We start from the raw sequence: 13,639 nt of genomic DNA, 5'->3' as shown, positions 1-13,639 counted from the left end.
GCTGGTAACCTTTCGTTTACGGGCATCGTTAATCATAGGGACGATCATTTAAGGGTCAGTAAATGCCGGACGTTAAATTTGAGGTTCGTCATAGATTGAGTCAGATGAGTCAGATAACCGAATTTCTTAATGTTCTGCGTTAAGAATTTCATTCCGGATTCACGTGGAAAAACAGAGGACTGCGAAAAATATTTAACGAATTCTGCGGACTTGCCAGAGTGAATCAGAATTTGTTAACCATTTCGTGGCAGCCTCCAAATCAGGCAACGACTGGATCCGTATCGCGTAAGGGGGCCATCAACACCTTTCGGCGGCGGAAAAGGGGACAATTATGCGGGTTCTACTCATCGAAGACGACAGCGCGACAGCGCAGAGCATCGAATTGATGCTCAAGTCGGAAAGTTTTAACGTTTATACCACCGATCTCGGTGAAGAGGGCGTCGATCTCGGCAAGCTCTATGACTACGACATCATTCTGCTCGATCTCAACTTGCCCGACATGTCCGGCTATGAAGTCTTGAGAACGCTGCGCCTTTCCAAGGTCAAGACGCCGATCCTCATCCTCTCCGGCATGGCCGGCATCGAGGACAAGGTTCGCGGCCTGGGCTTCGGCGCCGACGACTACATGACCAAGCCGTTCCACAAGGACGAACTGGTTGCTCGCATCCACGCGATCGTGCGCCGTTCCAAGGGGCATGCGCAGTCGGTCATCTCGACCGGCGAACTGATCGTCAACCTCGATGCCAAGACCGTCGAAGTCGGTGGCCAGCGCGTTCACCTGACGGGCAAGGAATACCAGATGCTGGAGCTGCTTTCGCTCCGCAAGGGCACGACCCTCACCAAGGAAATGTTCCTCAACCACCTTTATGGCGGCATGGACGAGCCGGAACTGAAGATCATCGACGTCTTCATCTGCAAGCTTCGCAAGAAGCTGGCCAATGCCGCCGGCGGCGCCAACTACATCGAAACCGTCTGGGGCCGCGGCTATGTGCTGCGCGAGCCGGAAGGCGATTTCGCGGAAAGCGCCTGATCCAGCTTCGGCATTCAAGCCGCTGGTGTTCCTCCATCCCGCATAATGCAGGGATGCCACGGCCGATACCGCCGAGAATTTCGTCAAAGCCCGCCGATGTTGGCGGGCTTTCGCGTTTTCAGCCTATGCCTTAACCGTTTGTGTGCACGTCCGGCTTGGCGGAACCTCGTCCTGGAACACGAAAAAAGCCACGGCCCGGGAGGCAGCGGCTCACTAGTGAAATCCGGATGGGTATCGAGGGATCAGGCGGCGATCGACAGGGCGCCGAACACGCTGGTCAGGATCTTGCGATCGAACGGCTTCAGCAGGAAGTCGTCGGCGCCGGCGCGCTTGCCGGCCATCATCTTCTTCAGGTCAGCTTCGACGACGCAATAATAGATGCGCACGGTCTTGCCGTTGGGCAGATTGCGAATGTTGGCGATCAGTTCGAGCGCGCCATCGAGGCCGGCATCGACGATGATAATATTGGGAAGTTCGGCCTCGCAACGCACCAGCGCTTCCAGGCCGTTGGCCGCCTCGGATACCAGGAAATTCAACCCGGAGAGGATGCGCTTTCCGACCTTGCGTACGACATCTGAATCATCGGCAATCATCAAGCGTTGCATCCGAGGCTCCTTCTTTATACCTAAGCGGGAGTTCATTCCCTATCAACAACCGTATGCCGGTTTGGCAAAGATTCAGTTACCGAGGGAACGAAAAGTCGAATTATCTCCAGCTCAGGCTTCAGTCATCTTCGCCGTGAAAAGAATTTCCTCAGGCGTGGAGCTAACCTCGACGTCCATGCCGGCCTCTTCCGCGAGCAGCACGGTGTAGTACGGCTGGATGGTGTGGGCATCGACCGCCTCTTCCAGAGTGCCGGACAAAAGCTCGACCAGCTTCGGCGGAACCCGCATCATCCGGCCCTTGCAGACCAGCTTGAAGACCGCGTCATATTCCGGATTTTCCAGGATGACCTCGATCGAGCCGCCACGCGGGATGGCGCCGTAGGCGATCAGGAACAGATTGAGCAGCAGCTTGACGCGGTTCTTGGCAATGATGACGCGCGGCCCGGTCCAGGTCACTTCTGTCTTCTTTTCGACCGAGGCGAAATCCTTCGCGGCCTTTTCAGCTTCGCCGGTATCGATCGAGGCGCCGACCGAGCCGGACGCGCCGAATGCCAGGCGGGCAAATTTCAGCCGGACCGAGGCATTCAGAGCACTGGTGCGGATCAGGTCCATGGCGTCGGCATCGGCGCCGCCCTCGTCCAGCAGTTCAAGTCCGTTGTTGATGGCGCCGACCGGCGAAATGACGTCGTGGCATACGCGGCTGCACAGAAGCGCTGCGAGATCGGGACCGGTCAAGGTCAGGTTCGGGTTCTTTCCCATGGTCGTTTCCTCAATAGCCTTTCATCCGGCTTCGGCTTATCCAGCGATATCAGGCAGCGTGCCGCGATCTTTGCCCAGCCTGCTGTAGCCCGCGAACATTGCGCGGACATAGCGTCAAGGCGAAGATCATAATGACACCACATTTGGTAAACCGATTGTTAAGATGATCGGTTCAAATTGCTCACAATCAGCCCAACCCGTGACAATCTGGTACGGGACAGGAAAACAGCCCGCGGACATCCATCCCGGTCGCTCCTGACTTTACGGAGACAAGTATGCAGCGGATTGCCTCAGCCGTGAAAACCACCTGCCTGCAAGCGTTCGTCATTGTTCTGGCCGCCCTCGGCCTGATGACTGGCGCAAGTGCGCAGAGCGCCAACGGCACGCAGTACACGATGCAGGAAATCGTCGATGCCGGCCACGGCTTTTTCGGATCGACATCCGGGGGCCTTGCCAAGGTCGTGGAGCGGGCTTTCCAGAATTACGGCCTGCCGAACGGCTATATCCTCGGACAGGAAGGCTCTGGTGCATTCGTGGCCGGCCTCACCTACGGCGAAGGCGACCTCTATACCAAGAACGCCGGCCAGCACAACGTGTTCTGGCAGGGCCCCTCGCTCGGCATCGACTGGGGTGGCCAAGGCAGCCGGACGATGATGCTGGTCTATAACCTGCCGTCCGTGCCTGCGCTGTACAAACGCTTCGGCGGTGTCTCGGGTTCGGCCTATGTGGTCGCCGGCGTCGGCATGACGGTTCTGACCGACGAGCATATCGTGCTGGTGCCGATCCGTACCGGCATCGGTGCGCGGCTCGGCATCAATGTCGGCTATCTCAAGCTCACCCAGCAGCCGACCTGGAACCCTTTCTGAGCGGGAAACACTCCGTTATCCTGCTTCCAGGCCTTTTCGATGCCGTCGCGTCTTGCAAAAAAGCCGCGTTCGCGAATACTTGAAGCGCCTCTGCCGTCTACCCTCGGACGGACGGATCCGAACCGAGACCAGAGCATGCTGCGTGCTTCGAAGTGAAATGGCCAGTCCGTGATTGAATTCGCACTTTTGTTTGCCCTGGGCTTCCTGACGGCGGTGATCCTTGGCCTGCTGGTCGCGCCCGCCGTGCACAAGCGCATCACTCGGTTCGCCGAAGACCGCCTCAAGGCAACCATGCCGCTGTCGCCCCAGGAAGTGCGCGCGCAGAAGGATGCGGCCCGCGCCGGCTATGCCGCTGAAAATGCCCGCACCAGCCAGGCGCTGAAACGCGAGCGCGACAAGAACGTCAATCTCCTTGTGCAGAACGGTGCGATCCAGAAGGAAGCACAACGCGTCGCCGGCGAAAACGCCGATCTCCACACGCAATTGGCCGACATGAATGTCGAGGCCGCCGACCTGCGTTCGACGGCACGCCAGCAGGAGCTGAATATCGAGCGGTTGAAAGCGACGCTGGCCGATCTCGAGCGCGACAATGTCAAGAAGGGCATCGACATCAAGACGCTGACGCGGCAGCTCGATCACGTCTCAGCCGAGACCGACAGCCTCCGGATCGATGTCGCGGCCTATAACGCGGAGGCGGAGAACCTGAAAAGCCGCATGGCCGGCCTGCGTGACGAACGCGAAACACTGCGCGAGGACCTGAAAACCGAAAGCGCCAAGAACCGGGAACTGGAGGCACGGCTGGCCCGGGACGGAACCCGCCTTCGCCAGTTGGACGCCAAGCTTGGCAGGGAAATCGCCAGCAATGCCGATAAGGACAGTTTCCTCGAACGCCGGGCAGCCGAGATCGAGCGCCTGAAGGCTAAGGTCAAGGAATCCGGCACGGACCTGCGCGACGCATCCAAGGCCCTGCGCGCCGCCGGCCTGACAGTGCCGACCCGCAGGGACAAGAAGCCGGCGCCGACCGACAGCTCGGCAGAACAGCAAGCAGCAACCGTGACACCCGACAGCATGAAGACAGACGACATGACCATCCAGGCGGCAGCTGTCGACCTGACGGTATCGACCGAATATGTGCGCAATCGCGCCGCCGTCCTTGCCGACCGGCTGACCCATTCGACAAATGACGTGCATGATGATGCGATCCGCGAGGAGATTGCCGATATCGCAGCGACCATGGTGATGCTGACGGCCGCCCACGAAGGTTCTGGATCGCCGATCCCCGCATTGCTGAAAATGGCGAAGGAGACCAATAGTGGCGCCGGCATCAGCCTCGCCAGGCGCAGCCGCGACATGCTGCCACCCGACCAGCGATAAGCGCTTGGCCGCTCAGATGTGTCCGTTGATCATCGCCACCTGATGCAGCGCGATTCCCGTCGCCGTCGCCACATTCAGGCTGTCGAGCCCCGGCTTCTGGCGAATGCGTGCGGTGCGGATCGACGACAGGATATGCTGCGGCAGCCCCTCGCCTTCCGTGCCAACCAACAGTGCCGTGCGCGGCGCGGGCGGAATATCATGAAGATCCGTCTGTCCGCGCGGTGACAGGCCCCAGATCGAAAAACCGTCCGCCTGCAGGCGCCCGACCAGCGCCGTCACCGAGCCCTCGCGCGCGAAAGGAACCGAGAGAACAGACCCGACCGAAACGCGGATCGCCTTGCGATACATTGGATCGCAACTGGTCTCGTCCATCAGCACCGCATCGACGCCGAAGGCCGCGGCATTGCGGAACATCGATCCCATATTGTCATGATTGGAGATGCCACAGGCGGCAAGCACCAGGCTCTTTTCGGGCAGACCGCCGACAAGTTCATCCATTCGCGACGCCTGATCCCGGCTCCCCAGCGCCAGCACGCCGCGATGCATGTTGAACCCGGCGATGGCGTCGAAGACGGCAGCATTGGCGACATAGACCGGAACAGAACCGGGAAAATCCGCCAGGACGGCTGCAACGCCTTCGACCCGGTTTTCAAGCAGCAGGATCGCCTCCGCCCGAATACCCTGCACTGCCCCATCCGCAGCCGCCAGCATGCGCAGCACCACCGTTCCTTCGGCAATGAACAGGCCATGCCGACCAGTCAAATCCCGCTCCTTGATCGAGACGAAACCCGCGATGCGCGGATCGGCTGGGTCATTGATGCGAACGGGAACGCTGGCCACAGGACCGAAGCCTCAGTTTGCCTTGACGGACACATCCGCGACGATGCGACCGGCGGCGATGTCGAATACAATCGCCTTGCGTTCGCCGCCGGGAACCAAGCCGTAGAACAGGATCTGGCCGCCTGACAGGGCGACATCGGATACTTCGAAGCCGGCGGGTAGCGCCGCGGTTGCCGCCAATGGTGCATCGCTCGGCACGGCAACAGAGGCCGATTGCACCGTGTCCACCTTGCCTGGACGCGTTAGCTTGTAGACAATCGCCGAAAGCACGACCATAAGCATCACAACCATCACACCGGCCGAGACCAGCTGCAGCTTGATCATCTTGCGGCGCACGTTCTCCATCACCGGATCGAGCGGCTTGTCTTCCTGTTCGACTGGCTTCTGATTGGACATTGTTGGCCTTACCTGCGGAATGGAATGAAGAATGAACGACCCCTTTAAACAAGCCTCGGCGATTAGGAAAGTCCTCACGGCAAACGAGGACGCGGCCGGTCGCATTGATGCCTTCCTCACAGAGGCGCTTGGCGGCGAGTTTTCCCGCAACCGTATCAAGAGCTTGATCGAGCAGGGCGAGGTCTCCATCAACGGCAAGGTCGTCACCGAAGGCAAGAAGAAGGTCCAACCCGGCGACGTCTTCGAGATCGGCATGCCCGAACCTGAGGATCCCGAACCCAAGGGTGAGGACATTCCCCTCGACGTGCTCTACGAGGACGACGATGTCATCGTTCTCGTCAAGCCGCCAGGCCTGGTCGTCCATCCCGGCGCCGGCAACTGGACCGGCACGCTGGTCAACGCGCTGATCCACCATTGTGGCGACAGCCTGTCCGGCATTGGTGGCGTCAAGCGGCCCGGCATCGTCCACCGTCTTGACAAGGATACGAGCGGCGTAATGGTCGTCGCCAAGAACGACATTGCCCACCGCCACCTTTCCGACCAGTTCGCCGACCACGGCCGCACCGGCCCCCTGGAGCGCGCCTATATGGCCGTCGTCTGGGGCCGCCCACGTGGCCTGAAGGGCACGATCGATGCACCGCTCGGCCGCGCCGGTGACCGGATCAAGCGAGCCGTCAAACGCGAGGGTGATGACGACGCCCGCGAAGCGATCACCCATTACCAGGTGATCGAGCGCTATCATGAAAGGCCGGATTCGACAGCACTGGCCGCCATGGTCCGCTGCAACCTTGAAACCGGCCGCACCCATCAGATCCGTGTCCACATGGCCCATATCGGTCATCCGCTGATCGGCGATACGGACTATGGAGCCGCGTTCCGGACCAAGGCCAATCTGCTGCCGGACGAAGCCAAGGCTGTCGTCAACCGGTTCCCACGGCAGGCCCTGCATGCCTTCATGCTGGCCTTCGAGCATCCGGCGACCGGCGAGACCATGCATTTCGAATCCCCCGTGCCCGCCGACATGAAGGAACTGGTCGAGGCCCTGCGTAGCGGTGATTGAAGCATGGCGAGCGCCGCAAACAATACACCCGGTCATTCGCCGTCACGATGACCGGATTTTGCGGACCGATGCATCCTTTTCCGGTCTCACGCGTTGCACAGATCCAGAGTAGAGGAGAAAATCATGTTTGATGCCAGCCAGATCAAGGAACATGCGGAAATCATCAGCGCGGATGGCCTGCATGTCGGCACCGTCGATCGCGTCGAAGGCAGCAGGATCAAGCTGACCAAGAAGGATAGCGGTGCGGGCCATGAAGGTCATCACCATTTCATCGAACTGGATCTCGTTGAAAGCATCTACAACAACCGTGTGCGGTTGACGGCCAACAGCGCCGACGTTGTTTCCGCGGAAGAGGAAGAAAGCGGCTCTCCCATTCACTGACTGCGACAAAAGCGGCAAAACGGTCGTAAACAGCATTTCCGCTCTTGATATTTCAAGGGCGGACACAATCTACACGGTGTAACCCACCCTGAGCATTTTGCTTCTCTGGTCTCACGCAAGCGTGAAACCGGAGTTCTTGAATCATGCTTTCGCCGCACTTATCTATGAGCATGTGGGGTCGGATAGACCCACAAGCCCGGCCTGCCAGAAGGAAGCCGGAAAGCGAAAGGGGGGTGCATCATGGCCCGCAGTACGTTGCCGTCTATTACAGCCGGAGAAGGCGGTCTCAATCGTTATCTCGACGAAATCCGCAAATTTCCCATGCTCGAGCCGCAGGAAGAGTACATGCTCGCCAAGCGCTATCAAGAGCATGACGACCGCAAGGCGGCACACCAGCTCGTCACCAGCCATCTGCGCCTCGTGGCGAAGATCGCTATGGGCTATCGCGGCTATGGCCTGCCGATCGGCGAAGTCGTCTCGGAAGGTAATGTCGGCCTGATGCAGGCCGTCAAGAAGTTCGATCCGGAACGTGGTTTTCGTCTGGCGACCTATGCCATGTGGTGGATCAAGGCCTCGATCCAGGAATATATCCTGCGCTCCTGGTCACTGGTCAAAATGGGAACGACCGCAAACCAGAAGCGGCTGTTCTTCAACCTGCGCCGGCTAAAGGGCAAGATCCAGGCTCTCGACGAGGGTGACCTGAAGCCCGAACAGGTCACGCAGATCGCGACGACCCTGAAAGTCTCGGAAGCAGAGGTCATTTCGATGAACCAGCGCCTGTCCGGCGACGCCTCGCTGAATGCGCCGATCAAGGCGGGCGAAGGTGAGTCCGGCCAGTGGCAAGACTGGCTGGTGGATGATCACGACAGCCAGGAAGATATCCTGATCGAGCAGGACGAACTGGAAAGCCGACGCAGCCTTCTGTCCAACGCGATGAAGGTGCTGAATGACCGCGAACGCCGCATCTTCGAGGCCCGCCGCCTGACCGAGGATCCGGTGACGCTTGAAGACCTGTCGAGTGAATTCGACATCAGCCGCGAGCGCGTCCGCCAGATCGAGGTACGGGCCTTCGAGAAGGTTCAGGATGCTGTCCGAAAGGCTGCCCAGGATCGCCTGAACGCGCTGCGCGTCGTTGAAGATGCCTGACGGCCACCGTATCGGTTCACAATAATAAACCCGGCTGGATCGCTCCAGCCGGGTTTATCGTGTCTGTGCCGGATTACTGAACGGCCGGTGTCGGCTTTGCTACAAGGCTCCAGGCCTGCATCGCCTTGGTGAAGGCTTCCGTTCCCGCCGGCCCCTTTTCAAGAGTGAGAAGCGCACGGCGGCCGTTGCGATAGGTCAGCGGAATGTCGATCCAACTGCGCGTGCGCAACAGATCGGTATTGGTCGCCACCGCTTCCGGGAAATCGTTCAGCGCGATCATGTGGAAGTCTTCGGTGATCTTGGCCGGGACCGCGATCAGCGCATCGCCGCGATCCTGCTCGTTCCGCTTCATCGCGACACGCTGGACACTGTCGATACTGCCGCCTTCGAAATTCTCCGGCAGCGAGAAGACGAATTCGATGACATGGCTCGCCGGCAGCGAAGAATCGGCATTGCGCTTGATCGTCATCAGCGCCGTCAGGCCGCGTTCGGGCACATTGATCTGCGCCTGGATGGTTGGTTCCGGCTTGGCATCGCCGCCCGGGGATTCTTCCTTCACCGACCAGACGACATTGCCTTCGATCGCCGTCGGCGCCGACTGGCCGAGCCGCTCCTCGTAAAGGAACATCTTCTGGGCACCGGCAGGGATCTGCTGGACTGCTGGATCGGCCGTGGTCTGCTGGCCCGGAACGGGCTGCACCGGCTGGCCATCGGTCGGCTGTGTGCCGGTTGCCTGACCGTCGGGCGTTGCTGGCGTGGCCTGTGCGGTATCCTGTGGCGGCGTCCCGGCTTCCGTCTGGGCGGCGACCGATTTGCCTTCCTCGGCTGTGCTTTCGCCGGCCGGCACCGCAGCCGGCCCTTCATCGATCTCCGTGCCGTCCTGCTGGAGACGCTGCGTGAACTTGGTGCTGCTGTCTGCCGATGCCACTGCGTTGGTCGCAGGCGTCGGGGTCTGCGTATCTGTCTGCGCCGGGTTCGAAAGGTCCTTCGTGCCTTCGGCGGGCGTGTCCGGCGTCGTCTGGATCGGAGCCTGCGACGTGACCGACGCGACCGTTTCCGTGACCCACGCATTTACGACCGTCTGGTTCTGCCAATAGGCATAGGCACCGCCGCCGAGAATGAGGACAAGACCGGCAGCCAGCCCAAGGGCCTTCAGGTTGAGGCGTGAACGCTTCGGCTCGACGCGGTAAGACACCGGACGTGCCGGCACTTCCATTTCGTCCTGGAGGGTCGCGGCAGTATCTGCTCTTGCCGTCTGTGACGCGGCAGCACCGCCGACCGCAGCACCGGCCGCGGGTGCAGCGTTGCGGCCATGTTCCAGCAGTTCGTCGATATCGCCCCAGCCGTCACTGGCCGGCGCAGGTTTTTGCCGATCCGGTTCAGCCGCGGCGACCGTCTTCTCGACAGGCCAGGACCAGTCGGAAATGGCCGGCTCGGAGCCCTCGACGGCCGCACCCGGCGTTGCCTGCGCGAAGGGATCGCTGTCGTCCCAGGCCCAGGAATGCGAGGGATCGCCCGGCGCGTGTTCCTTGCCCTCGGCGTCGCTGCTGAGCGGCGTGACGGTTTCGACCGGTTCGTAATTGCTCAGGTCGGGAATCTCGTCGACGATCGCAGCGGAATCAACAGGCTCTTCCCAGACGGTTTCCGTATGGGCCGTGGCAGGCACCGGATCGCTCCATTCCGGCAGTTCCCATTCCGATGCTGCCGACGGCATGGGCCTGGCTTCGACCGTCTCCTGAGCGGTCTGTTCTGGTTGGACCGTCTCCGGCTCGACGGGTCCCGGTTCGACTGGTTCGGGAGCAGCCTCGTCCTGGACGGCTTCGCTGCCTGTCTCGACGACAGGCTCAGGTTCATGATGATGGAAGACCTCCGGCTCGGCAACCACCTCGTGGCGTTGCTCTTCCGGTGCGGTCCCATGTTCAGGTCCCGGCTCGAGCTGGGGCTCCTCAACATATGCCTGTTCAGGCTCGTCGATCGGATCAGCTGCGACGTCATGCTGCGTGTGATCTGCAGCCTCTTCGACAACAACCGGTTCGGACGCCTCCTCCGACGTATCGACAGCGGGTTCCTGGTATTCTTTGACGGGTTCGTGATGCTCGACAGGCTCGGGCCGCGGTTCTTCTACCGGCTGCTCTTCGCCAACCGGAGTTTCCTCGGCGACGGGCGCCGCTTCCACGACGGGATCGGCCTCCGGCTCGGGAGCAACATATTCCTCGACATCAACGACCTCGGGGGCCGGATCGACCTGCGGTTCGTCGAGAGCCGGCAACGCTTCCGCATTATCGCTCTCGACTTCGTTGATCGCCGCCTCCAGCTTGATCATCTGGCGTTCGATCATTTCGTCCGACGGACGCGGCTTCATGCTTTCCAGCTGACGGCGAACGGCGCCACGGGCCTTGTCATAGACCTTGGCCCGCATCTCAGGAACATTGTCCGACAGACCGTCAACGGTCCTTCGAATAACAGCGACAAAATCTGCCATCAGAACTTTCTCATACCATCAGCGCGCGCACGCCAAACTGCCTAGTCTCAAGGTTGAAGACTAGTCCTCAAACGGGTCCGTCACAAGTATCGTGTCATCACGCTCCGGGCTGGTCGAAAGCAGGGCCACCGGCGCGCCGATCAGCTCTTCGACCTGGCGGACATATTTGATCGCCTGTGCCGGCAGATCGGCCCAGCTGCGGGCGCCGACGGTGGACTCTTTCCAGCCTTCGAGGGTGATGTAGACAGGCTTCGCCTGGGCCTGCTGGGCCTGGCTCGCCGGCAGGTGATCGATCTCGACACCATCCAGCGTATAGCCGACGCAGATCTTCAGTTCGTCGAGGCCATCGAGCACGTCGAGCTTGGTGAGCGCGATACCGGTGATGCCGTTGGTGGCGACCGACTGGCGCACCAGCGCCGCATCGAACCAGCCGCAACGGCGCTTGCGGCCCGTGACCGTGCCGAATTCATGGCCCTTCTCGCCGAGAAACTGGCCGATTTCGTCAAACAGCTCGGTCGGGAACGGACCTTCGCCGACGCGGGTCGTGTAGGCCTTGGTGATGCCGAGGATATAGCCGAGCGCGCCCGGACCCATGCCAGAACCGGCCGCAGCCTGACCCGCCACCGTGTTGGATGAGGTGACGAAGGGATAGGTGCCGTGGTCGATGTCGAGCAGCGTGCCCTGCGCGCCTTCGAACAGGATGCGCGCGCCCTTGCGGCGCTGGCGATCGAGCAGCAGCCAGACGGTTTCCATGAAGGGCAGGACGCGGGCGGCGACCGAAGACAGTTCCTCCATGATCGCCTCGTGGCTGACTTCGGCTTCGCCTAGGCCACGGCGCAATGCGTTGTGATGCGTCAGCAGGCGATCGACCTTGGCCGGCAGCGTGTCGAGATCGGCGAGGTCCATGACACGGATGGCGCGGCGGCCGACCTTGTCTTCATAGGCCGGGCCGATACCGCGGCGCGTCGTGCCGATCTTGGTGCCGCTGTTGGAGGCGGCGTCCTCGCGAATACCGTCCAGCTCGCGGTGCAGCGACAGGATCAGCGTGGCATTGTCGGCGATGCGCAGGTTTTCCGGGGTGATGGTGACGCCCTGCTTGTCGAGTTTCTCGATTTCGGCGATCAGCGCATGCGGATCGATGACCACGCCATTGCCGATCACGGCAAGCTTGCCCGGGCGCACGACGCCCGAAGGCAGGAGGGAGAGCTTGTAGCTGGTGCCGTCGATCACGAGGGTGTGGCCGGCATTGTGGCCGCCCTGGAAGCGTACGACGATATCGGCACGCTCGGAGAGCCAATCGACAATCTTGCCCTTGCCCTCATCACCCCATTGCGATCCGACCACCACGACATTCGTCATTTCAGATTTCCTGTTTCCTTGGCGCCAGTCATGCGCTGTCTTCAAACCCGCGCATCTATACTGTTTTGTTTTTTGGAAAGCGACCCTGTTTAGACCGGGTTTCCGGGTTTTTGCATGGGAAATGCCGCGTTTAAGCGGCAACAATGAGGTAGATCGGTGATTGACCAAGACAAGCGTTGAAGAGTCTCCCTCCCTTAAACGGGTCTGGGGCGCTGATTATTCAGAACGCGGGTGCCTGATAGCGCAAGCCGAGGGCATTCGGGAATAGCCGAAAGTCTCATGAGGCGCCCGCTGGACCATGTTTCAGGCAAACCCATATAATATCCATTGCCATCTGCGCTTCAGATTGATTCAATGCGGCTCACGATGCGATGCCACGATGAATTGATGGGACCGCAAGAAACCATCTTCTTCATCGGCTCAAGTGCCTCGCCCAGGAATGCAATCCCCGTGAACTTACAAGCCTATGTCATTCTCTGCATCACCACGTTGATCTGGGGTGGAAACTCGGTCGCTGGCAAAATGGCCGTAGGCCATGTCAGCCCGATGATGCTGACCAGCCTGCGCTGGGTCATCGCCTGCGTCGTGCTGTTGATCTTCGCCGCGCCCCAGGTGCGCCGCGACTGGCCGACGATCCGAAAGAGCTGGCTGCTGCTGTTCGGCTATGGCATCGTCGGCTTCACCGCCTTCAACGCCTTTCTCTATTCCGCCCTGCAATATACCAGCGCCATCAATGCCGTCATCGAACAGGCCGGTATCCCGATGGTGATCTTCGTCATGAATTATGTGCTGTTCCGCACGGCCTTTTCGATGGCGCAGATCGCCGGCTTCACGCTGACGCTGTTCGGCGTGGCGCTGACTGCCTCGCATGGCGATCTCACCACGCTGCTGTCGCTGCAGCTCAACCAGGGTGATGTGCTGATGATGTTCGCCGTATTGGTCTATGCCGGCTATACCGTGGCGCTGCGCTTCAAGCCCGATATCCACTGGAAAAGCCTGATCGCCATTTCCGCTTTCGGCGCGCTGGTCAGCAGCCTGCCGCTGGTCGGCTGGGAGATGGCGACGGACCGGGTCATCTGGCCGGATGCGGAAGGCTGGATGATCGTCGCCTATGCCGGCCTCCTGCCATCGCTGGTGTCGCAGATTCTTTACGTGCGCGGCGTCGAACTGATCGGGCCCAACCGGGCCGGGCTTTTCATCAACACCATCCCGATCTTTGGAACGCTGCTGTCGATCCTCCTCATCGGAGAGACGCTGCAGACGTTCCACATCATCGCCATGGCGCTGGTACTCGGCGGCATTGCCGTCGCCGAAAAGGGACGGCCGAAAAGCTGAACGCGG

13 protein-coding genes are annotated in these 13,639 nt (G+C 60.7%); 7 read left to right on the top strand and 6 right to left on the bottom strand.

The window, feature by feature from the left end; translation table 11 throughout:
* The first annotated feature begins 331 nt into the window (after positions 1 to 331).
* Positions 332 to 1,030: a response regulator transcription factor CtrA gene (gene ctrA / locus ACST81_RS06100; RefSeq protein WP_037163974.1), complete on the top strand. Its 699-nt coding sequence runs from the start codon at positions 332 to 334 to the stop codon at positions 1,028 to 1,030.
* Positions 1,031 to 1,272: 242 nt separating this feature from the next.
* On the opposite strand, the gene ACST81_RS06095 is transcribed toward ctrA, so the two are convergent.
* Positions 1,273 to 1,635 (bottom strand): response regulator, encoded by a 363-nt coding sequence (locus tag ACST81_RS06095; RefSeq protein WP_325462203.1) that lies wholly within the window; start codon positions 1,633 to 1,635, stop codon positions 1,273 to 1,275.
* Between the two features lie 111 nt (positions 1,636 to 1,746).
* On the bottom strand, positions 1,747 to 2,394 hold the full coding sequence (gene chpT, locus ACST81_RS06090; RefSeq protein ID WP_438751949.1) for a histidine phosphotransferase ChpT: 648 nt from the start codon (positions 2,392 to 2,394) through the stop codon (positions 1,747 to 1,749).
* A gap of 275 nt (positions 2,395 to 2,669) precedes the next feature.
* Here chpT and ACST81_RS06085 point away from each other — a divergent pair, with 275 nt between their 5' ends.
* Positions 2,670 to 3,260 (top strand): DUF1134 domain-containing protein, encoded by a 591-nt coding sequence (locus tag ACST81_RS06085; RefSeq protein ID WP_438751948.1) that lies wholly within the window; start codon positions 2,670 to 2,672, stop codon positions 3,258 to 3,260.
* 168 nt (positions 3,261 to 3,428) lie between these two features.
* Positions 3,429 to 4,634 carry a hypothetical protein gene (locus ACST81_RS06080; protein ID WP_438751947.1) on the top strand — a complete coding sequence of 402 codons (1,206 nt, stop codon included), beginning with the start codon at positions 3,429 to 3,431 and terminating at the stop codon, positions 4,632 to 4,634.
* A 12-nt stretch (positions 4,635 to 4,646) separates the two neighbouring features.
* Here ACST81_RS06080 and ACST81_RS06075 read toward each other — a convergent pair whose 3' ends face one another.
* Positions 4,647 to 5,474 (bottom strand): TrmH family RNA methyltransferase, encoded by an 828-nt coding sequence (locus ACST81_RS06075; RefSeq protein ID WP_438751946.1) that lies wholly within the window; start codon positions 5,472 to 5,474, stop codon positions 4,647 to 4,649.
* Positions 5,475 to 5,486: 12 nt separating this feature from the next.
* On the bottom strand, positions 5,487 to 5,870 hold the full coding sequence (locus tag ACST81_RS06070; RefSeq protein ID WP_438751945.1) for a hypothetical protein: 384 nt from the start codon (positions 5,868 to 5,870) through the stop codon (positions 5,487 to 5,489).
* Between the two features lie 31 nt (positions 5,871 to 5,901).
* On the opposite strand from ACST81_RS06070, the gene ACST81_RS06065 reads away from it, so the two are divergent.
* The 3 genes from ACST81_RS06065 to rpoH all read left to right on the top strand — a co-directional run bounded on the left by ACST81_RS06065 (position 5,902) and on the right by rpoH (position 8,457).
* Positions 5,902 to 6,930: an RluA family pseudouridine synthase gene (locus ACST81_RS06065; protein ID WP_438751944.1), complete on the top strand. Its 1,029-nt coding sequence runs from the start codon at positions 5,902 to 5,904 to the stop codon at positions 6,928 to 6,930.
* Positions 6,931 to 7,053: 123 nt separating this feature from the next.
* A complete protein-coding gene (locus ACST81_RS06060; protein WP_438751943.1) occupies positions 7,054 to 7,311 on the top strand; it encodes a DUF2171 domain-containing protein in 258 nt (85 codons plus the stop codon).
* Positions 7,312 to 7,551: 240 nt separating this feature from the next.
* Positions 7,552 to 8,457 carry an RNA polymerase sigma factor RpoH gene (rpoH, locus tag ACST81_RS06055; protein WP_438751942.1) on the top strand — a complete coding sequence of 302 codons (906 nt, stop codon included), beginning with the start codon at positions 7,552 to 7,554 and terminating at the stop codon, positions 8,455 to 8,457.
* A 73-nt stretch (positions 8,458 to 8,530) separates the two neighbouring features.
* Here rpoH and ACST81_RS06050 read toward each other — a convergent pair whose 3' ends face one another.
* Positions 8,531 to 10,939, bottom strand: a complete 2,409-nt coding sequence (locus ACST81_RS06050; RefSeq protein ID WP_438751941.1) for a hypothetical protein — start codon at positions 10,937 to 10,939, stop codon at positions 8,531 to 8,533.
* Positions 10,940 to 10,999: 60 nt separating this feature from the next.
* On the bottom strand, positions 11,000 to 12,298 hold the full coding sequence (locus tag ACST81_RS06045) for an adenylosuccinate synthase (protein WP_438751940.1): 1,299 nt from the start codon (positions 12,296 to 12,298) through the stop codon (positions 11,000 to 11,002).
* Between the two features lie 450 nt (positions 12,299 to 12,748).
* On the opposite strand from ACST81_RS06045, the gene ACST81_RS06040 reads away from it, so the two are divergent.
* Positions 12,749 to 13,633 (top strand): DMT family transporter, encoded by an 885-nt coding sequence (locus ACST81_RS06040; RefSeq protein WP_438751939.1) that lies wholly within the window; start codon positions 12,749 to 12,751, stop codon positions 13,631 to 13,633.
* The last annotated feature ends 6 nt before the right edge of the window (positions 13,634 to 13,639 follow it).

The organism is Pararhizobium sp. O133 (genome assembly GCF_051669845.1).
Lineage (GTDB): Bacteria > Pseudomonadota > Alphaproteobacteria > Rhizobiales > Rhizobiaceae > Pararhizobium.
This window is presented reverse-complemented; position numbering and strand designations above follow the sequence as displayed.